This window comes from Pseudomonas sp. R4-15, assembly GCF_055768815.1.
This window is the reverse complement of record NZ_CM147293.1, coordinates 798,234-817,820: the sequence shown is the minus strand read 5'-3', so window position 1 is coordinate 817,820 and position 19,587 is coordinate 798,234. Positions and strand designations below refer to the sequence as shown.

Genomic DNA, 19,587 nt, shown 5'->3' with positions numbered 1-19,587 from the left:
AGGCTTTAGCCTGCGCGCTCCCACTCTGAGAGATCGCCATGCTCGATACCAAGCGAAATTTGCACATCGTGCGCGCCAGCGCCTACTACGACCTGCTCGCGACCAGCGCCTTCGTGACACCCTGGAGCGCCGCCTGGGTCTTCGCCGCCCTGGCCGGCGTGTCTGCCACGCTAGGGCCTGTTCCCGTTTCATTCACGGCCGCGCCGGCGCCTGTTTTGCCGCGAGACAAGGCGCGAGTCACAGGGCTTACCGGGGTAAGTCCAAGACGAGTAACGCCGTATCACGGCAAAACAGGCACCGGCCCGTAGGGTTGTGCCAGAAATGGCCTGCGCTGTCGTTGCAGGACTTGCCAAGGGAATGGCCATTGGCTGCGTCCTGCGCCTAACCGCAGGCCATTTCTGGCGACAACGCGGTTCGCGAATGAAACGGGAACAGGCCCTAGGGCTGGCGCGCCCGGTACCCGTGCCGGATACGGCGCTGATGCTGTTCGCCAACCTGCTCGGCAGCGTGGTGGTGGTGTGGTCGCTGTGGCGCCTGCGGCATCCGAGCCGCGAGATCGGCCGCTTCGACGCCCTCGCACGGATGCTCTTCGCCGCCTGGCAGTTGTACGCCATAAGCCAGGGTGCAAGCCTGCTGTTGCTCGGCTTCACCCTGATGGAACTGCTCTTTGGTGTGGCGCAACTGCTGCCCGTGCGCCGTCCGGCTTCGCCGGCCTGAGCCCGACGAAGCGAACGGCAAAGGTCACACCTGACGCTGCTGCAACGCCTGGGCGATGTACTCGGCCTGGCGGATCGCCAGGCTGACGATGGTCAGCGTGGGGTTCTCCGCGGCGCTGGTGGTGAACTGGCTGCCGTCGGCGATGAACAGGTTGGCGACCTCGTGGCTCTGCCCGTGCTTGTTGACCACGCCATCCTCGGCCTTCGCACTCATCCGGCAGGTGCCCAGGTTGTGGGTCGAGGGGTACGGCGGGATGCGGTACACCTGCTTCGCACCGACCGCCTGGTAGAGCGCCTCGCCCTGGCGGTAGGCATGCTCGCGCATGGCCACGTCGTTGGGATGGTCGTCGTAGTGGACGTTGGCCACCGGCATGCCGAAGGCATCCTTCACCGCGCCGTTGAGGGTGATGCGGTTGCTCGCCCGCGGCATGTCCTCGCCGACCAGCCACATGCCGGCGAGGTGCGTGTAGCGGTCCATCACCGAGGCGAAATCGCGGCCCCAGGCGCCGGGATCGAAGAACGCCGCCATGAACGGCAGGCCGAGGGAGATCGTCTCCATCTCGTAGCCGCCGGCGAAGCCGCGCGAGGGGTCGTGGCGGTTCTCGTCGCTGACGATACCGGCCATGATGGTGCCGCGGTAGAAGTGCACCTCGTCCTCGAAGTCGGCGAATACCGAGCCGGTGGTGTGGCGCATGTAGTGGCGACCGACCATCCCCGCGCCATTGCCCAGGCCGTGGGCGAACTGCGCGCTCTCGGAGTTGAGCAGCAGGCGCGGTGTCTCGATGGCGTTGCCGGCCACCGCAACGATGCGCGCCCGCTGGCGCTGCAGGTTACCCGCCGCGTCCGCGTAGACCACCGCGCTGGCGCGTCCGCGGGCATCGTGTTCGATGCGGATCGCCTGGCTCTGCGGGCGCAGCTCCAGCTTGCCGGTGGCCTCGGCGGCGGGAATCTCGGTGTACAGCGTCGACCACTTCGCGCCCATCTTGCAGCCCTGGAAGCAGAAGCCCAGTTGCTGGCAGGAGGCGCGCCCGGCGCGCGGCCGGCTGTTGATCGCCATGCGCCCGGTGGAGCATTGCTGGTAGCCAAGCTTCTGCGCGCCGGCGTACATCACCTTGAAGTTGTTGTTGCCGGGCAGACCGGGAATGTCGTTGGTGCGCGTCACGCCCATCTTGTCCTCGGCGCGGGCGTAGTAGGGTTCCAGCTCGGCGAGGGTCAGCGGCCAGTCGAGCAGCGCGGCATCGTCGAGCTGCCCGTAGGTGTCGCGGGCGCGGAACTCGTGTTCCTGGAAGCGCAGGCTGGCACCGGCCCAGTGGGTGGTGGTGCCGCCGACGGTCTTGCAGATCCACGCCGGCAGGTTGGGAAAGTCCTTGGCGATGCGCCAACTGCCCGAGGTGGTGCGGGTATCGCTCCAGGACAGTTGCTGGAAGGAGGGCCATTCGTCGTTGATGAAGGTCGCCGGGGACTGCCGCGCACCGGCTTCGAGCAGCACCACGGGGATGCCCTTCTGGCACAGCTCGTTGGCCAGGGTGCCACCGCCGGCACCGGAACCGATGATCACCACCACCGAATCGTCGTCGTGGGAATAGGTCGTCGTCATGCTGGAGTCCTCAGGCGAAGGGCGCGGGGCTGGCGGATGCGGGCGGGTCGGGCAACCAGGAGAGGTCGTTGAAGCCCCGATGCAGGTAGCCGCCCTTGGGGAAGGACGCGCCCTCGTAGCCGAAGTGGTGGTAGGCCAGCTCGTTGCTGTACAGCGAAACCACCGCGGTGGAGCGCACCAGCGCGAAGAAGGGGGTGCCCTCGATGGCTTCGAGCAGAGCCTGCTGGCGGGTCTCGTCCTGCGCGGCGAAATCGCCGCCGGCGCGCCGCTGCAAGTCGGCCATGCCGCTGGTCAGGCGCTCGGCCACCGCGGGGTCGGCAGACGCCTTGGCATCCAGGTCCTTGACCACCAGGGCGTAGACCGCGTCCTCCATGTTCGCGTGGGGGTACAGGCGCCGCAGCATCGCCAGCAGGCCCTGGCCGGTGGCGTCGTCCAGCGTGCTCAGCGGCAGCGCCCAGCTCTGGCTCGGCGCCAGCAGCGCCACCGGGCCCGAGGCGAACAGCAGGGTGCCCATCAGCAGGCCGCCGGTTCCCTTCAGGAAGCGACGACGATCGATCACGGGATCGCTCATGACTCTCTCCTCTTGTTCTTGTTATGCGGCCCACCGGGGAGCCATGCGCCCATCCTAGGCGGGCTGGGCAGGCGATGGGTAACAGCGAGTTACTACGTCGCCAGGCTTGGCGGATCGAAGCAGCACCGTTATGGTCTGTAGACCTGTGGCGAGCTGCCACAGCGAATAACAGGCCTCGCCGCCGCACCGGCAGCGCGAGAGGCCGGCATTGCGGGCGCCATACCGCCCGACAGGAGGTCCGTCATGTGCAACATCTACGTCTCCACCGATCCGCAGCGCTACGAGAGCCAGACCCGCTCGGTACGCATCCAGGGCATGGTCACCAGCGTGCGCCTGGAGCAGGAGTTCTGGTCGATTCTCGAGGAGATCGCCACCGGCGAGGGCTACGGCGTACCGCAGTTCATCAACCAGCTGTACGACGAAGTGCTGCGCCGTCGCGGCGAGGTGCACAACCTCGCCTCGTTGCTGCGCGTGGTGTGCACCGTATACCTGGGCAACGGCCGCCAGTCCGCGGACCCGGTGCAACTGCTGGCGCTGGCGCATCCCGGCGAGCGCGCGCGGCGGAGCGCCTGAGGCAAGGCGCGTAGTACCCCGGTATTACCGTCGCGCGGGCTTCGCTGCCTAGACTGCGCGGCATCATCATCGAGGGGAAAAGCCCATGGCCTTCAACAGCGAAACGCAAGCCGGTGTCTGCCTGGAACCGGACGCGGTCACCCAGGACTACGTGTTCAACCACAGCATGCTGAGGGTCAAGGATCCGCAGCGCTCGCTGGACTTCTACACGCGCGTACTGGGCATGCGCCTGCTGCGTCGGCTGGATTTCGCCGAGGGCGAGTTCTCCCTGTACTTCCTGGCAATGACCCGTGGCGAACAGGTGCCCGAGGACGTCGGCGAGCGCCAGCGCTACACCTTCGGCCGCCAGAGCGTGCTGGAGCTGACCCACAATTGGGGCAGCGAGAACGATGAAACCCGCTACCACAACGGCAATTCGGACCCGCGCGGCTTCGGCCACATCTGCTTCGCGGTACCCGACCTGATGGCCGCCTGCGCACGTTTCGAGGCGCTCGGTGTGCCCTTCGTCAAACGCCCCCAGGACGGCAAGATGAAGAACGTCGCCTTCATCCGCGACCCGGACGAATACTGGATCGAGATCGTCCAGCCCGATCTGAACGGCGAAATGGGGCGCTAGGGCCCCATTTCGCCGGGAAGTGCGCCGCGCCAGCCGAAGCGGAGCGGCGCCTGGTTCAGAACCAGAAGCGTACGCCGGCCACCAGTTGCCGGTCGCTGCGCGAACCGCCCTCCTCGCGGGCCATGTCGGCGGTATCGCCGAAACTGCGGCTCCACTCCACGCCCACGTAGGGCGCGAACTGACGGCTGACCTCATAGCGCAGGCGCAGGCCGAAGCTGGCATCGGACAGGCCGCTGCCGATACCACGGCCCGGATCGTCCTTGCCGTAGGCGCTGGCCTCCAGCTCCGGCACCAGCACCAGCTTCTGCGTCAGCCGCAGCTCGCGCTCCACGTCCAGGCGCAGCGCGCTGCGGCCGTCGTCACCGAGGTAGAGCATCGCCTCGGTCTCGAACCACCAGGGCGTGGTGCCGGAGACGCCGAACGCCAGCCACTGCCGGTCCGGGCCTTCGCCGTAGTCGTGGCGCACGCCCAGGCGGCCGTCCCAGAAGGCGTCCAGTGCATGCGACCAGAGCGCTTCGAGGCGACCCTCGCCCTTGCCGTCGCGGTGCTCGCCTTCGCTCTGCAGCCAGAGCTTGTCGAAGTCGCCGCCCCACCAGGCGTCCATGTCCCAGGCCAGGCCATTGTCGTCGCGGCCGTTCTGGTACTCGAACTTGTCGAACAGCAGCTTGGCGCGGGTGCCCTCGCCATGCCGGTGCATGCTCGGCATGTCCAATTGCGGCGGCACGGGTTGCTCCCCGCGCGGCAGGATGCGATTGGCCGCCTGCACGGCGCTGGCGTCCGCCGTCGCCGCAGGCGCGGGGGCATGCATACCGGCGTGATCCATGCGCGAGTGGTCCATGGGCATGCTCATCGGCATATCCATGGGCATATCCATGCCCTGGGCCTGGACGGTGCCGGCCACGGCCAGCGTCAGGAGTGTCGGGATCAGGCGTTTCATGCGACCACCACCTTGCGGAACATGCCCGCTTCCATGTGATACAGCAGATGGCAATGGAAGGCCCATTCGCCGAGGGCATCCGCACTCAGCAGCAGGCTGACCTGCTTGCCGGGCTGGACGTTGACGGTGTGCTTGCGCGCCAGTTGGCCGCCGTCGGGGTGTTCCAGTTCGAGGAACATGCCGTGCAGGTGGATCGGGTGGTTCATCATGGTGTCGTTGACCAGACGGATGCGCAGGCGCTCGCCGTAGGCCAGGCGCAGGGGCTCGGCCTCGTTGAACTTCTGCCCGTCGAAGCCCCAGACGAAGCGCTCCATGCTGCCGGTCAGGCGTAGCACCAGCTCGCGGCCGGGCGCCCGCGGGTCGAGCGCAGGCCCGGGCGTGCGCAGGTCGGCGTAGGTCAGAACGCGGCGACCATTGTCGCGCAGGCGCGGGCCCGGATCGTCGAGGGCGCTGGACGGCTGGGCGACGCGCATGTCGACGGCGGCGCTGGTCTGCGTCGGCGGCAGCGCGCCGGGCTCCATGCTCGTGGGAATGTCATGAGCCATCCCCGCGTGGTCCATGGCGGACCTGTCATGACTCATTCCCGCCATTCCAACCATACCCGCATGCGCCTCGGCTGGCGTACTGCCGGCCATCCCATGCTGCATGTCGCCGCGGGCCATGCCGGGCATGTCGTGGCCCATGCCCATGTCGGCCATGCTCAGCCAGGTCTTCGGGTCCATCGGCGGCACCGCGCCCTGCATGCCCTTGGCGGGCGCCAGGGTGGCACGGGCGTAGCCGCTGCGATCCATCGACTGGCAGAAGATGGTGTAGGCCTGGGCGTCGGGCATGGTCACCAGGACGTCGTAGGTCTCGCCGGGGGCGATGCGCAGCTCGTCCACCGCCACCGGGTCGAGCAGTTGCCCGTCGCTGCCGATCACCGTCAGCCCCAGGCCGGGGATGCGCACGTCGAAGAAGGTCGCGGTGCCGGCGTTGATGAAGCGCAGGCGCACGCGCTCGCCGGGCTGCGCCACGGCGGTCCAGTTGGCCGCCGGCGTGGCACCGTTGACCAGGTAGGTGTAGGTGGTGGCGGAGATGTCGTGGAAGTCCGTGGGGCTCATGCGCATGCGGTTCCACATCTCGCGCTCGCGCCAGGCGGCGGCGAGCCCGCGTTGTGCGACGTCGTCGAGAAAACCCGGCACCGTGGGTTTCTGCCGATTGAAGTACTCCGCGTCCTGTTTCAGGCGGGTGAAGACCCGCATCGGGTCTTCGTCGGTCCAGTCGCTGAGCATCAGCGTGTAGTCACGCTGCACGGTGAACGGCTCGCCGCCTTCGGGCTCGATGACCAACGCGCCATACAGCCCGGTCTGCTCCTGGAAGCCGCTGTGGCTGTGATACCAGTAGGTGCCGGCCTGCAGCGCCGGGAAGCGGTAGGTGAAGGTTTCAGCGGGCGCGATGCCGGCGAAGCTCAGACCCGGCACGCCGTCCATCGCCGCCGGCAGCAGGATGCCGTGCCAGTGGATCGAGGTCGGCACGGGCAGTTGGTTGGTGACCCGCAGGGTCAGGTCATGGCCCTGCTTCCAGCGCAGGGTCGGTGCCGGCAGGCTGCCGTTGACCACCGTGGCCACGGCCGGCTGGCCGGTGAAGTTGACCGGTAGTTCGCCGATCGAAAGGTCGAACTGACGACCGCTGAGCTGTGCCGGATCGGCGGGAGGAAGCGGGTTGGACTGGCTCTGGCCACGGGCCAGGCCGCTGGCGGCCAGCGCGCCGCAGACGCCCAGGCCCTGGACGAAACGACGCCGGGAGAGCGCCGGATGGGATGCGTTCATGGATGTGTCCTAATCGTGCGGGCGCGCAAAGGCGTCCGCGGGAACTCGAAGGGGGTTCGGGATCGATCAGGAAAGGGCGCGGGGAGGTCGGCGCAGGGGGTCGCTGAAGGGGTCGAGGTAAAGCGCCGTCGCCGACAGCAGCGGTCCGGCATCACCCGGCGCAGCCTGCAGTTGCGGCAGGCTCGGCAACAACGGCAAGGCCACGCAGGCCAGGCAGCAGAGGCCCTGGACGTGATGATCCATGGCCATCTGCTGCGGCGCCTCGCACTGCACGGCAACGACCGTGTGCGGCATGGCGTGCTCGGACATCGCGCTCTGATGTGCTGAAACGCTCGCGGGCGTCGCGCACGGCTGCATCGCGGCCATGGCCATGCCACGCCCGGCCGAGAGGGCGAGCAGCAAGGCGATCAGCAGCAGACAGAGCGAGCGCGGCATGAGTGGATGCAGGAGGATGAAGTTGCCCCGAGTCTAGCGCGATGCACACGCCAGGAATACCCGTGTGGCGTCAATGCATCGTCAGTCCGCCGTCGTCGGCGCTGGCCAGCGCCGCACCCAGGTGCGCCGAGACCCCGCCGCTGTGCAGTACAGACGCTCCGCGTGCGTGCTGTTCCCGGCCTCCCGCTCTCCTTCTACTACCCGAACCGCCAGGTAGCACCGCCGCTGTGGGCGTTTCGCGCCTGACGGTGCCCGCTGCGCTCAGCGCTTACGGTGCAGCACCGAGCCGAGCACCTGCTTGGCGGTCTGAGTGACGATGCCGGCCTGGTCGGGGTCGCCCTGCAACAGGGTGCTGGCGAACTGCCGGGCCTGCTCCAGCTTGATGTGCGGCGGCAGCGGCGGCACGTTCGGGTCGGTGCGGAATTCCAGCAGGACCGGGCGCTCGGATGCCAGCGCGCGGGCCCAGGCGTCGGCGACGTCCTCCTCGCGCTCGACGAGGATGCCAAGCAGGCCGATGGACTCGGCGAAGCGGTGGTAAGGCACGTCGGGGATGTTCTGCGAGGCCTCGAACTTCGGGTCGCCTTCCATCACCCGCTGTTCCCAGGTGACCTGGTTGAGATCCTGGTTATTGAACACCGCGCAGACCCAGTGCGGGTTGTCCCAGGTCTTCCAGTACTTGGCGACGGTGATCAGCTCGGCCATGTTGTTCATCTGCATGGCGCCATCGCCGACCAGCGCGACGACCGGCCGGCCGGGATGGGCGAACTTGGCGGCCAGCGCATAAGGCACGGCGGCGCCCATCGAGGCCAGGCCGCCGGACAGCGAGCAGAGCATGCCGCGGCGGATCATCAGGTCGCGCGCGTACCAGTTGGCGCAGGAGCCGGAATCGCTGGTGACGATGGCCCGCTCCGGCAACTGCGGCGACAGCTCGTAGACCACCCGCTGCGGGTTGATCGGCTCCGCCGAGGCCAGGGCACGCTCGCGCAAGGTCGCGTCCCAGTCGGCGCGCCAGCGCTCGATGCGCTGGCGCCAGCGGCGTTCGTCCTTGCGCTCGAGCAACGGCAGCAAGGCACGCAGGGTACTCACCGCATCGCCCTGCAGGTTTACCTCCATGGGGTAGCGCAAGCCGAGCATGTCGGCCTTGAGATCGATCTGCACGCCACGCGCCTGGCCTTCCTCGGGCAGGAATTCGGCATAGGGAAAGCCCGAGCCGATCATCAGCAGGGTGTCGCACTCGCTCATCAGCTTGTAGCTCGGCTCGGTGCCGAGCAGGCCGATGGAACCCGTGACCCAGGGCAGTTCGTCAGGCAGCACGGCCTTGCCGAGCAACGCCTTGGCGACGCCCGCGCCCAGCGTCTCGGCCACCGCGATGAGTTCTTCGGTGGCGCCCAGGCAACCGGCACCGACCAGCATCGCTACCTTCTCGCCGGCATTGAGTACCTCCGCCGCGCGCTGCAGATCCTCGTCGTAGGGCAGCACCTGCGGCACGCTGTAGCCGATGCCCGAGTGCAACGTGCCATGGGCGCGCGACGGCTCCTCGTAGGGCAGCTCCTGGAGATCGTTGGGCAGGATGATCGCCACCGGCTTGCGCTCGCCCAGCGCGGTGCGGATGGCGCGGTCGATCAGGTGGCGCACCTGCGCCGGAGCGCTGGCTTGTTGAACGAAAGCCCCGGCGACGTCCTTGAACATCGACACCAGGTCCAGCTCCTGCTGGTAGTGCCCGCCCAGGGCAGTGCGCGCCTGCTGGCCGACGATGGCGAGTACCGGCATGTGGTCCATGCGCGCGTCGTAAAGGCCGGTGACCAGGTGCGAGGCACCCGGCCCGGAGGTGGCTATGCACACCCCCAGCTCGCCACTGAACTTGGCATCGGCACTGGCCATGAAGGCAGCCATTTCCTCGTGACGGGCCTGGATGAAGCGGATCTTGCCCTCGGCGCGATTGAGCGCGCCGAACACGCCGTTGATGCCATCGCCGGGGTAACCATACATGCGCCGGATGCCCCACTGGTGCAGGCGTTCGACGATGAAATCCGATACGGTCATGCTCATGGGGGCTTCTCCCGTTGCAGAGTTTGGCGGTCTGCCTAAGCTGACCCCGCGTCCGGGGGAGGGATTCCCATGACCTTCCGAATGGTTCCCGCTCAGAGGAACTTGGCCAACAGGGCAGCTTTGCGCGAAAATGCGCGGCTTTATCCGGCGCCAGAGGGCCGAATTCGTGGAACTGCTGAAACAGAAGATTCGGGACGAGGGCATCGTCCTCTCCGAGCAGGTGCTGAAGGTCGACGCCTTCCTCAACCATCAGATCGATCCGCAACTGATGCAGCACATCGGCCACGAGTTCGCCGAGCGCTTCCGCGACCAGGGCATCACCAAGATCGTCACCATCGAGGCCTCGGGCATCGCCCCGGCGGTGATGGCCGGCCTGGAGCTGGGCATTCCGGTGATCTTCGCGCGCAAGTTCCAGTCGCTGACGCTGAAGAACGACCTGCTGATCTCCAAGGTGTTCTCCTTCACCAAGCAGACCGAGAGCACCATCGCCATCTCCGCGCGGCACCTGTCGGCCAGCGACCATGTGCTGGTGATCGACGACTTCCTCGCCAACGGGCATGCCGCCAAGGCGTTGATCGACCTGATCCAGCAGGCCGGCGCGAGCGTCGCGGGCCTGGGCATCGTCATCGAGAAATCCTTCCAGGAAGGCCGCGGCCTGCTGGAGCAGCAGGGTTATCGCGTCGAGTCACTGGCCCGTGTCGCCTCGCTGGCGGACGGTCAGGTGGCCTTCCTGGACTGACGCCACAGGCGTACCAGCGCGCCCTGGCTGCCGCCCACCGGATCGGTGAGCGGCGCCGCGACCTGGGCGATCCGTGACTGGTTTGCCGCGCATGCCTCGGGATCGGCGCGCTGCAGGTCCGGCGACTGCTCGGGCGGGTAGGCGCCGACCAGCAGGAAGTCCTCGCTGGCCTCGACTTCCCGGTGCGCGGTGCCGGCGGGTAGCACCAGCGCATCGCCCGCCTGCACCTGGAGCTCGCAACCGCCCTCCCCGCCCAGCCAGAGTCGCGCGCGGCCACGCAGCACCCCGAGCGCCTCGTGGGCATCGGCATGATAGTGGGCGAAGTCGTACACCTGATCACGCCAGCGTGGCGGCCACAGGTTGGCGGCGAACAGGGCTGGAAACGCCTCATCCAGGGGGCCGCTGAGCGACAGCTGGCGATACACCAGCACCGGCAGCGCACTGTGCGGCAGCGCCGCGTCGCCGGCAGGGTACAGACACTCGGGCTCGGGAGCAGTACTGGGCATCAACGCAGATCCTCCTCGGTGGCCGCCAGGCCGGTGAGCAGCAGGCGCCGGTAGAGTTGCTCGCGCAGGCCCTCGGCATCGGCCAGGTCCATCCGCGCCAGGTGCTCGGCGTAGCGCTCGGCATCCCCCGGCTCGAACAGCGCGGCGCGCCCGAGATCGGCGATCTCGGCCAGGCGCAGCTTGCCCTTGAGCCATTTCAACGCGGCCAGCAGGTCGCGCTCGACGGCACTGAAATCGCTGCCCAGCGGGAACGGATCGAACAACGCCGGCTGGCGGCGGGCAACCTCGGCCAGCCGCTGCGGGGTGTTCTGGCGGAAGGCGTCGGGCAGCACGAAATCCGCCGGTAGCTTGCCCGCCGCGGTGGCCTCTTCGATCAGCGCGTCCTGGAAGCGCGAGTCGGCGATGCGCAGCAGCGCCTCGATCACCTCGGCGTCGGAGCGCCCGCGCAGATCGGCGATGCCGTACTCGGTGACGACGATATCGCGCAGATGGCGCGGAATGGTCACATGGCCGTACTGCCAGCGCAGGTTGGACTGCACCTCGCCGGCCGACTCACGCCAACTGCGCAGCATGATGATCGAGCGCCCGCCCTCCAGTTCATGGGCCTGGGTGACGAAATCGTGCTGGCCACCGACGCCGCTGACCATCCGGCCGTCCTCCAACTGATCGGCGACGCCGGCACCGAGCAAGGTGACGATGAAGGCGCTGTTGATGAAACGCGCATCGCGGCGCTGCAGGCGCTTGAGCGACTCGTCGCCGTACAGGCGATTGATGTAGCCGACGCCGGTCATGGCGATACGCTCCCGCTCGGTCTCGTCCATGGCCAGCAGGCGGGCGTAGAAATCCTGCGGACCGAGAAAGAAACCGCCATGCACCTGCACGCCCCGGGCCTGGCTCAGGCGCCTTTCGAACCACCCAGCCACTTCGGGATCGTCCAGTTGCGCGAGCTGGGCCTCGTCACCATCGCGCAGCCAACCATCCTCCAGGCGCACCGAGGCGGCGAGCAGGCCGCCCCGTTGCAATGCCTGCAGGCTCTGCGCATCGGGCCGCACCGGCAAGCCGGCGACGAGCAGCGCGGTCAGGCTGCGTGGCCGCCCCTCCTCGTCCAGGGCACCGGCATTCGCCAGGCGCTGCAGCAGTGCGCTGGGATAGACGCGGCGGCGCAGCACGCCCCGCTCCATGAGCACCAGCATGCCGAGAATGAACATCTCCGAGCAGCCATACAGACCCTGGTCGAAGCGCCCCAAGCCGCCTTCCGCATCGATCAACCCGGCCTGCTGCCAACTGCTGCCGAGCGCCTCCAGGGCGGCGCGGTAACTGTCGTTGCTTGCGTGGCGGGCGAGCAGAGCCGCAGCCACCGCATCGCCCATTGCACCGATGCCGATCTGCAGGGTGCCGCCATCGCGCACCAGCGCGCTGGCGTGCAGGCCGATGCAGTGGTCCTGCACCGAGACCGGCAGGTTCGGCGTGGAGAACAGGGTGCTGTCCTCCTCTTCGTCGATCAACAGGTCGAAGGCGTCTTCCGCAAGCTCGGCGTCGCCAGGCATGTAAGGCAGCCGGCTGTGGACCTGGGCAACGCTGAGCAGCGTCTCACCGCGCCGGCGGCGCTTGGCCAGCAGCGGCAGCAGATCGACGCTGACGTCGGTATTGCACGACAGGCTAAGGCGACCGGGTTCGCACGTCCGCCGCGCCACCAACTGCGCGACCAGGTTGATGCCCTTGCGCTGCAGTTCGCGGGCGACCTGGCTGTAGTTGAGACTGACGTAGTCCTGTTGCACCTGCTCATTGCCCAGCATGGCGCCCGGCTGCAGGTAGAACTCCTCGACGCTGACGTTGGCCGGCAGCGCGCCCGCCCGCAGATCGAGCAGGTAGTCCAGCTCCGGATAGTCACCGAACACCCGCTCGACGAACGGCTCCAGCAGGCGCCGCTCCAGATCGCTGGCCGCCTGGGGACGCCCCAGCGACAGCGCCGTATGGATCACCAGGCGCCGCTCGGGCAGCGCCTTGATCCGTCGATAGAGGGCGTTGACGAAGCGATTCGGCTTGCCCAGGCCCAACGGCATGGCGAGCAGGATGGGACCGTCGATGCGTGCCAGCACTTCATCGACGGCACACTCCAGGGAACAATGCACAGGCGGCTCCTCGCAGGAAGGCATTACCCTTGGGACCCGATGCAGCGCGCCTTTGCTCCCGAGCGGTATTTCAATCGACCATCGGCGGGTTGCTAGAATGAGTCCCCTTCCGTAGCGAGGCCGCCATGCAACACGCCCACATTCTCTTCGACCTCGACGGCACCCTCACCGACCCGCGCCAGGGCATCACCCGCTCCATCCAGTTCGCCCTCGCCCGTCTGGGCATCGACGAACCGGACCTGACGGCCCTCGAGCACTTCATCGGCCCGCCGCTGTTGCAGCAGTTCATGCACGCCTACGGCATGAACGAAGCCACCGCACGCCTGGCCGTCGAACACTACCGGGAGCGCTTCGCGGTGACCGGCCTCTACGAGAACGAACTGTTCGACGGCGTGCTGGAGCTGCTCGAGCATCTCGTCGCCCAGGGCCGCACGCTGTACATCGCCACCTCCAAGCCGCACGTATTCGCCCGGCGTATCGCCGAGCACTTCGCCTTCGAGCGGCATTTCCGCATGATCTATGGCAGCGAACTGGACGGCACCCGCACCGACAAGGTCGAACTGATCGCTCACCTGCTGCGCGAAGAGCGCCTGGCTCCTGAGCGCACGCTGATGATCGGTGACCGCAAGCACGACCTGATCGGCGCCCACCGCAACGGCTTGCAGGCGGCGGCGGCGGGCTGGGGCTTCGGCAGCCAGGAAGAACTCCAGGCCGAGCGGCCGGCCTATCACTTCGAGCGTCTCGACCAGCTCGCCGCGGCGCTGCGCTAGAGCTTGCCGGGAGCGCAACAAGTAGGATGAGGTCTAGCGCAGCGATACCCATCGCGCCCCGCGGAAAATGAAAAAGGCACGGCTTGCACCGTGCCTTCTTCAAACCACCCGGAACTCAGTCATCGTTTCGCTGGTAGAGGATCTTGCGGGTGCCGCCGTCGCAACTGCCGACGACCATCGACGGGTCGCTCACCTCACTGTTGGCGACGATCTCCAGGGTGTAGCTGGGCACCCCGTTGGCCTGGATCTTCGCCTCGATTTCTTCCTTGAGCTCCTCGCACGGTTTGGGCGCCGCCGACAGCGATGTGGCCACCGACAGCGAGAGCACGAACAGAACGCGACGCATGGGTCACTCCTCCTTTGAAGGCCTCGACGAGGCCGCAAGGCATAGGACGCCAGAGTTGCGCCACGGTTCGCTCACGCGGTGGCAACGGCCTTGTCGGTCATCCGCAGCGGGCCGAGTGAGGCCCATAGCGCGGCGACAACGATCAGCAGGCCGCCAAGCCACGCCAAGGGGGTGAGTCGCTCGCCGAGTAGCAGCGTGGCGAACAGCGCACCGAACAGCGGCTCGCTGCCCATCAGCAACATCACCCGTGTCGGGCTGGCGCGGCGCAGCGCATGGTTCTGCACGACGAAGGCCAACAGCGTGGCGAACAGCACCAGGAACAGCGTCGCCGCCCAGAACGCCGGCGCCACCGGCAATGCCGGCAGGCCGCCGCCGAACTGCGCCAGCGCCACACAACCCACCGTCACCACGCCACTCTGCGCAGCGGTGATCGCCAGCGCGGATGCCTGGCGGCGCTGGCACAGGCGACGGGTGAGGCAGACCAGTCCGGCGCGCAGCAGTGCGGCGGCGATCATCAGCGCATCGCCCAGCCCCAGGCGCAGATCGATGCCCCCGCACAGCAGCCAGACACCCAGCAGCGAGACCGCGCACGCGGCCAGCACCTGCGCGCGGGGCTGCTCGCCGAGCAGCAGCCACTCGGCGAAGGGCGTGAACAACACGAACAGCGCGATCAGAAAGCCGGCGTTGCTCGCCGAGGTCAGTGCCACGCCGTTGATCTCGCAGAGGAAGATGCCCAACAGACCGACACCCAGGGGCAACGCTAAAGGGGCCACCTCGCGCCACTCGCGCAGCAGCACCGGCAGCAGCAGGACGAAGGTGATGCCGAAGCGCAGGGCGATGAAGCCCAGCACCGGGTAGAACACCAGCGCCTGCTTGGTCAGCGCATAGCTGCTGCCCCAGATCATCGCCACCATCAGCAGCCCCAGGTCTGCCCAGAGTTCGCCTTTGCCTCGCATCTCGCACACCCGTCATTTCAAGGGAGACGAGATTGTCGGCGGGCAGCTCGGGCGCGATAATCCCTCCCCAAGACACTGGATTGATTCCCCATGCGCACGAATGAGCTCACCCAACTGCTGCCGTTGCTGCTCACCTTCGTCCGCGTGGTGGAGGCCGGGAGCTTCGCCGCCGCGGCGCGCCAAGTGGGCCAGACGCCCTCCGCGCTGAGTCGCCAGATCGCCCGCCTGGAGCAGGCCCTGGCGCTGCGCCTGCTCGAACGCACCACCCGCCGCCTGCGCCCGACCGCTGCCGGCGAGGAAGTCTATGCCAAGGCCCGCGACCTGCTCGCCGCCGGCGAGGCAGTGCTGACCCTGGGCGAGGACCTGGCGGGCACCCCGCGCGGCCTGCTGCACTTGAGCACGCCCAAGGCCTTCGGGCGCTTCGTGATCAACCCACTGGTGCCGGCTTTTCTCGCGCGATATCCACAACTGGACCTTCACCTGGAGCTCAACGACCGCCCGGCGGACCTGATCGCCGATGGTTTCGACCTGCGTATCCAGGTCACCGACACGCCGCCGCCGGCACTGGTCGGACGACCGCTGATGCAGGTTCGCCAGCTGCTCTGCGCGAGTCCCGCCTACCTGGCGCGCGCCGGCCTGCCGCGCCACCCGGAGGAACTGCGCCGACACAGCTGCCTATACCTCGCCGAACAGGCCCACGATAACCACTGGCACTTCGCGCGCGACAGCGAGCAGGCGATGGTCGAGGTACGCGGGCGCTATGCCAGCAATCACAGCGAAGCCCGCCTGGCGATGGCCGAGGCCGGTCTGGGCATCACCTGTCTGCCACAGTTCACCGCCGCTGCGGCACTGGCTGCGGGAACGGTCGTGGAGGTGCTTGCCGACTGGCGCTATGGTGGCGCCTACCAGGGCACGGCCTGGCTGCTGTGGCGACCGGGCAGACAGGTGCCGCCGCGCATGCGCGTGCTGATCGACTATCTGGTGGAATGTCTGGCGGGGCGCTAGAAAAGAGAAGGGGAGCCCTGGGGCTCCCCTTCGAACGGAACGTATTGTTCTTCTTCGCACCGGTCTGTTCTTGTGTTTGTCGACCGGCGCTCCCAAGTCGGGAGCCAATAGCGAACGGATTTGTTTGGATGCTGATGCTGCCGTATCGCGTCTCGTGTCACTGCTGGAGCAGTCTTGTTTTTCTCCGAAACACCGCGGGCATGCCCGCCGGCAATCCTCTCCAAAGAAATCAGTTAGCTGCGTCTCTGCGTTCTTGTCGTTGTTGTGCTAGAGCCGTTACGTCTGATTCTTGTTATGGGTTTTGCGATTTGTTGTTGTTCTTGTGCGGCTTGATAAAGCATTCTGCGTGCCAATTTATAAAAACACTTATATTTCAATGAGTTATATTTTTACGCTGCTTTTCGCACCGCTCGAGGGGGAGCGATTCGTTACCGGGTTACACACAGACTGTTACGTGCGTCTCGGTAATGGCGAGCCATGGCCAGGCCGTCGAGGTAACGTCCCCTTGCGGGCCTGGCGTCACGCTGACATTGTCGGGGCCGCAAGGGAGCGTCGGATCGCCCCCCCCGGCATTCCGGGCAGCCCGCCGCGTGCCAAGACCTAGCCAGGAGTCCCGATGTCCAGCACAGCCCACCTCGCCGCTCTCGCCACCCATCACAGCAGCGCGCTGCTGGTGATCGACATGCAAAACGACTTCATTCCCGGTGGCGCCCTGGCGGTCAGTGACGGCGAGGCCCTGGTGCCGCTGATCAACCGACTGGGCGAGCGTTTCGCACAGGTGATCGTGACCCAGGACTGGCATCCGCCACAGCACGTGTCCTTCGCCAGCAATCATCCGGGGCGCCAGCCTTTCGAGCGTATCGCCCTGGACTACGGTGAACAGACCCTCTGGCCGGTGCATTGCGTGCAGGGCAGCGTCGGTGCCGCGCTGCATCCGCAACTGGCGCTGGAACACGCACAACTGATCCTGCGCAAGGGCTGCAATCCGCAGATCGACAGCTACTCGGCGTTTCTCGAAGCCGACCGGAAGACGCCCACCGGGCTCGCCAGTTACCTGCGCGAACGCGGTATCGACACCCTGTTCCTCTGCGGACTGGCCTTGGACTTCTGCGTCGCCTGGTCGGCCCTGGACGCCCGTGCGGCGGGGTTTTCCACCTACCTGGTGGAGGACGCCTGCCGCGCCATCGACCTCGACGGTTCGCTGGACGCGGCCTGGCGGCAGATGCTCGACGCCGGTGTGCAGCGCATCGCGTCGAGCGCGCTGCTCTGAGGGATCAGACCGCCACGGGCGCCTTGATGTGCGGGTGGGCTTCGTAGCCGACCAGCTCGAAGTCCTCGAACTTGAAGGCCAGCAGGTCCTTCACCGCCGGGTTGAGCTTCATGGTCGGCAGCGGCAGCGGCTCGCGGGTGAGCTGCAGGTCGGCCTGCTCGATGTGGTTGGCATAGAGGTGGCAGTCGCCGCCGGTCCAGATGAACTCGCCCGGTTGCAGGTCGCAGACCTGCGCGACCATCAGCGTCAGCAGCGCGTAGCTGGCGATGTTGAAAGGCACGCCGAGGAAGATGTCCGCCGAGCGCTGGTACAGCTGGCAGGACAGCTTGCCGTCGGCGACGTAGAACTGGAACAGCGCGTGGCACGGCGGCAGCGCCATCTGCTCGACCAGCGCGGGGTTCCACGCCGAGACGATCAGCCGGCGCGAATCTGGGTTCTTCCTGATCATCTCGATCAGCTTGGCGATCTGGTCGATCGACTCGCCATTCGGTGCCGGCCAGCTGCGCCACTGGTAGCCGTACACCGGCCCGAGGTCGCCGTTCTCGTCGGCCCATTCGTCCCAGATGCTGACGCCGTTGTCCTTCAGGTACTGGATGTTGGTATCGCCCTGCAGGAACCACAGCAGTTCATGGATGATCGAGCGCAGGTGGCACTTCTTGGTGGTCACCAGGGGGAAGCCCTCGGCCAGGTCGAAACGCATCTGGTGGCCGAACAGGCTATAGGTGCCGGTGCCGGTGCGGTCGCTCTTGAAGGTGCCGTGCTCGCGCACCAGGCGCATCAGGTCGAGGTACTGTTTCATCGCGGGACTCGTGCGGGCCGGACGCGCCGGCGGGCAAAGAAGAGAATGGTACGAGGCGTCCGGGCCCCGGCTCAAGGCCGGGGCGACGTAGGGATCAGGCGGGTTGCGTGGCGGCGCGACGGTAGGCGTAGGCGATCAGCGCGGCGCCACCGAGGATCATCGGCAGGCAGAGCACCTGGCCCATGGTCAGCCAGCCGAAGGCCAGGTAGCCGAGCTGCGCATCCGGCACGCGGACGAACTCGACGAGGAAGCGGAAGCAGCCGTAGCACAGGGCGAACATCCCCGACACCGCCATGGTGGGCCGCGGTTTGCGCGAGTAGATCCAGAGGATCAGGAACAGTGCCACACCCTCCAGGGCGAACTGGTAGAGCTGCGACGGATGCCGCGGCAGCTGCGCCGGATCGCTGAACGGCGGGAAGACCATCGCCCAGGGCAGGTCGGTGGGCTTGCCCCACAGCTCGGCGTTGATGAAGTTGCCGATGCGCCCCGCGCCCAGACCGATCGGCACCATCGGCGCCATGAAGTCCATCAGTTCGAAGAAGCCCTTGCCGTTGCGCTTGCCGAACCACCAGGTGGCGATCATCACCCCGAGCATGCCGCCATGGAACGACATGCCGCCCTTCCACACCTCGAAGATCAGCAACGGATGGGCGATGTAGGCCTCCAGATCGTAGAACAGCACGTAGCCCAGGCGACCGCCGAGGATCACCCCCATGGCTGCCCAGAACACCAGGTCGGAGAGCTTTTCGTTGCTCCAGGTCGGATCGAAGCGCGCGAGCCGGCGGCTGGCCAGCCACCAGGCGGCGCCGATGCCGATCAGGTACATCAGGCCGTACCAGTGGATATCCAGCGGGCCGATGGAAACGGCGACCGGGTCGATTCGTGGATAGGTGAGCATGGCGGGTAAAGGCTCCTAGAGCAGGAAATTCAGACCGACGCCGAACAGCAGTACGGCGAACAGGCGCTTGAGCAGGCGCGGCGACAGGCGATGCGCCAGACGTGCACCGAAACGCGCGAAAAGCATGCTGGCGGCGGCGATGCCGAGCAGTGCCGGCAGGTAGACGAAGCCGAGGCTGTATTCCGGCAAACCGGCACGCCCCCAGCCCACGACGATGAACGACAGCGCGCCGGACAACGCCAGCGGGAAGCCGCACGCCGAGGAGGTCGCCACGGCTTGCTGCATGGGCACGCTGCGCCAGGTCAGGTAGGGCACGGTCAGTGAACCGCCGCCGATGCCGAAGATCGCCGAAGCCCAGCCGATCACCACCCCGGCCACACCGAGGCCGGGCTTGCCGGGCAGCTCGCGGCTGGCCTTGGGACGCAGGTCCAGGGCCATCTGCGCGGAGACCACCAGGGCGAAGATGCCGATGATCTTCTGCAGCAGCGGCCCCTGGATCTGCGCCGCGGTGAGCGCGCCCAGCGCGCTGCCGAAGACGATGCCGCAGGTCAGCCAGACGAACACCTGCCAGCGCACCGCGCCGTGTCGGTGGTGCTCGCGGATGGCATTGATCGAGGTGAAGACGATGGTCGCCAGCGCGGTACCGACGGCCATTTGCGTCAGCACCTCGGTGGGAAAACCGTGGGCGGTGAAGGTGTAGACCAGCACCGGGACGATAATCAGCCCGCCGCCGACACCGAACAGCCCGGCGAGCACGCCGGCACAGGCGCCAACCAGCAAGTAGAGAGCGAATTCCATGGAAGCTTCCGGCAAACTCGGGCGGACATGGTAACCGTTCGCGCGGCGCCCGCGTGAATCGGCAGG

At 67.2% G+C, this 19,587-nt stretch carries 21 protein-coding genes; 8 read left to right on the top strand and 13 right to left on the bottom strand.

The window, feature by feature from the left end; translation table 11 throughout:
* Positions 1–38 precede the first annotated feature (38 nt).
* A complete protein-coding gene (locus tag ACYRGX_RS03835) occupies positions 39–308 on the top strand; it encodes a hypothetical protein (protein ID WP_473055292.1) in 270 nt (89 codons plus the stop codon).
* Between the two features lie 112 nt (positions 309–420).
* Complete coding sequence (locus ACYRGX_RS03830; RefSeq protein ID WP_473055291.1) at positions 421–717, top strand: hypothetical protein; 297 nt, start codon at positions 421–423, stop codon at positions 715–717.
* A gap of 24 nt (positions 718–741) precedes the next feature.
* Here ACYRGX_RS03830 and ACYRGX_RS03825 read toward each other — a convergent pair whose 3' ends face one another.
* Both ACYRGX_RS03825 and ACYRGX_RS03820 read right to left on the bottom strand, forming a co-directional pair.
* The gene (locus tag ACYRGX_RS03825; protein WP_473055290.1) at positions 742–2,313 is read right to left on the bottom strand and encodes a GMC family oxidoreductase; all 1,572 of its coding nucleotides are present in this window, start codon (positions 2,311–2,313) and stop codon (positions 742–744) included.
* 10 nt (positions 2,314–2,323) lie between these two features.
* Entirely contained in the window at positions 2,324–2,884 is a 561-nt protein-coding gene (locus ACYRGX_RS03820; RefSeq protein WP_473055289.1) for a twin-arginine translocation signal domain-containing protein, read from the bottom strand.
* A gap of 243 nt (positions 2,885–3,127) precedes the next feature.
* Here ACYRGX_RS03820 and ACYRGX_RS03815 point away from each other — a divergent pair, with 243 nt between their 5' ends.
* Positions 3,128–3,457 (top strand): ribbon-helix-helix domain-containing protein, encoded by a 330-nt coding sequence (locus ACYRGX_RS03815; protein WP_473055288.1) that lies wholly within the window; start codon positions 3,128–3,130, stop codon positions 3,455–3,457.
* 85 nt (positions 3,458–3,542) lie between these two features.
* Positions 3,543–4,073, top strand: coding sequence for a lactoylglutathione lyase (gloA, locus tag ACYRGX_RS03810; RefSeq protein WP_473055287.1), 531 nt, complete (start codon positions 3,543–3,545; stop codon positions 4,071–4,073).
* A 55-nt stretch (positions 4,074–4,128) separates the two neighbouring features.
* Here gloA and ACYRGX_RS03805 read toward each other — a convergent pair whose 3' ends face one another.
* From ACYRGX_RS03805 to ACYRGX_RS03790, 4 genes are all read right to left on the bottom strand, one after another.
* Positions 4,129–5,010, bottom strand: a complete 882-nt coding sequence (locus ACYRGX_RS03805) for a copper resistance protein B (protein WP_473055286.1) — start codon at positions 5,008–5,010, stop codon at positions 4,129–4,131.
* Positions 5,007–6,818: a copper resistance system multicopper oxidase gene (locus tag ACYRGX_RS03800; RefSeq protein ID WP_473055285.1), complete on the bottom strand. Its 1,812-nt coding sequence runs from the start codon at positions 6,816–6,818 to the stop codon at positions 5,007–5,009. Before ACYRGX_RS03800 ends, ACYRGX_RS03805 begins: the two co-directional genes overlap by 4 nt.
* A 66-nt stretch (positions 6,819–6,884) precedes the next feature.
* A complete protein-coding gene (locus tag ACYRGX_RS03795; protein WP_473055284.1) occupies positions 6,885–7,253 on the bottom strand; it encodes a hypothetical protein in 369 nt (122 codons plus the stop codon).
* Between the two features lie 261 nt (positions 7,254–7,514).
* Positions 7,515–9,302, bottom strand: a complete 1,788-nt coding sequence (locus ACYRGX_RS03790) for a thiamine pyrophosphate-requiring protein (RefSeq protein WP_473055283.1) — start codon at positions 9,300–9,302, stop codon at positions 7,515–7,517.
* A gap of 166 nt (positions 9,303–9,468) precedes the next feature.
* Between ACYRGX_RS03790 and ACYRGX_RS03785 the strand changes: the two genes are divergently transcribed.
* The gene (locus tag ACYRGX_RS03785) at positions 9,469–10,041 is read left to right on the top strand and encodes a xanthine phosphoribosyltransferase (RefSeq protein ID WP_473055282.1); all 573 of its coding nucleotides are present in this window, start codon (positions 9,469–9,471) and stop codon (positions 10,039–10,041) included.
* Here the strand turns inward: ACYRGX_RS03785 and ACYRGX_RS03780 are convergent.
* Both ACYRGX_RS03780 and ACYRGX_RS03775 read right to left on the bottom strand, forming a co-directional pair.
* The gene (locus tag ACYRGX_RS03780) at positions 10,020–10,547 is read right to left on the bottom strand and encodes a cupin domain-containing protein (protein WP_473055281.1); all 528 of its coding nucleotides are present in this window, start codon (positions 10,545–10,547) and stop codon (positions 10,020–10,022) included. The two genes, ACYRGX_RS03785 and ACYRGX_RS03780, sit on opposite strands and share 22 nt — an antisense overlap.
* Positions 10,547–12,703 carry an acetyl-CoA hydrolase/transferase C-terminal domain-containing protein gene (locus ACYRGX_RS03775; RefSeq protein WP_473055280.1) on the bottom strand — a complete coding sequence of 719 codons (2,157 nt, stop codon included), beginning with the start codon at positions 12,701–12,703 and terminating at the stop codon, positions 10,547–10,549. The genes ACYRGX_RS03780 and ACYRGX_RS03775 overlap by 1 nt, the downstream gene beginning before the upstream one ends.
* 101 nt (positions 12,704–12,804) lie before the next feature.
* Here ACYRGX_RS03775 and ACYRGX_RS03770 point away from each other — a divergent pair, with 101 nt between their 5' ends.
* The gene (locus tag ACYRGX_RS03770; protein ID WP_473055279.1) at positions 12,805–13,449 is read left to right on the top strand and encodes an HAD family hydrolase; all 645 of its coding nucleotides are present in this window, start codon (positions 12,805–12,807) and stop codon (positions 13,447–13,449) included.
* Between the two features lie 115 nt (positions 13,450–13,564).
* Here ACYRGX_RS03770 and ACYRGX_RS03765 read toward each other — a convergent pair whose 3' ends face one another.
* Together ACYRGX_RS03765 and ACYRGX_RS03760 are read right to left on the bottom strand one after the other, a co-directional pair.
* Entirely contained in the window at positions 13,565–13,795 is a 231-nt protein-coding gene (locus tag ACYRGX_RS03765) for a DUF1161 domain-containing protein (RefSeq protein WP_473055278.1), read from the bottom strand.
* Between the two features lie 71 nt (positions 13,796–13,866).
* Complete coding sequence (locus tag ACYRGX_RS03760) at positions 13,867–14,751, bottom strand: DMT family transporter (RefSeq protein WP_473055277.1); 885 nt, start codon at positions 14,749–14,751, stop codon at positions 13,867–13,869.
* A gap of 90 nt (positions 14,752–14,841) precedes the next feature.
* Between ACYRGX_RS03760 and ACYRGX_RS03755 the strand changes: the two genes are divergently transcribed.
* Together ACYRGX_RS03755 and pncA are read left to right on the top strand one after the other, a co-directional pair.
* On the top strand, positions 14,842–15,756 hold the full coding sequence (locus ACYRGX_RS03755) for a LysR family transcriptional regulator (protein ID WP_473055276.1): 915 nt from the start codon (positions 14,842–14,844) through the stop codon (positions 15,754–15,756).
* A 616-nt stretch (positions 15,757–16,372) separates the two neighbouring features.
* Positions 16,373–17,026, top strand: a complete 654-nt coding sequence (gene pncA, locus ACYRGX_RS03750) for a bifunctional nicotinamidase/pyrazinamidase (protein ID WP_473055275.1) — start codon at positions 16,373–16,375, stop codon at positions 17,024–17,026.
* Between the two features lie 4 nt (positions 17,027–17,030).
* Here pncA and ACYRGX_RS03745 read toward each other — a convergent pair whose 3' ends face one another.
* The 3 genes from ACYRGX_RS03745 to ACYRGX_RS03735 all read right to left on the bottom strand — a co-directional run bounded on the left by ACYRGX_RS03745 (position 17,031) and on the right by ACYRGX_RS03735 (position 19,521).
* Positions 17,031–17,825: a thymidylate synthase gene (locus ACYRGX_RS03745; protein ID WP_473055274.1), complete on the bottom strand. Its 795-nt coding sequence runs from the start codon at positions 17,823–17,825 to the stop codon at positions 17,031–17,033.
* Positions 17,826–17,919: 94 nt separating this feature from the next.
* Entirely contained in the window at positions 17,920–18,723 is an 804-nt protein-coding gene (lgt, locus tag ACYRGX_RS03740) for a prolipoprotein diacylglyceryl transferase (RefSeq protein WP_473055273.1), read from the bottom strand.
* 15 nt (positions 18,724–18,738) lie between these two features.
* On the bottom strand, positions 18,739–19,521 hold the full coding sequence (locus tag ACYRGX_RS03735) for a sulfite exporter TauE/SafE family protein (protein ID WP_473055272.1): 783 nt from the start codon (positions 19,519–19,521) through the stop codon (positions 18,739–18,741).
* Between the last annotated feature and the right edge of the window lie 66 nt (positions 19,522–19,587).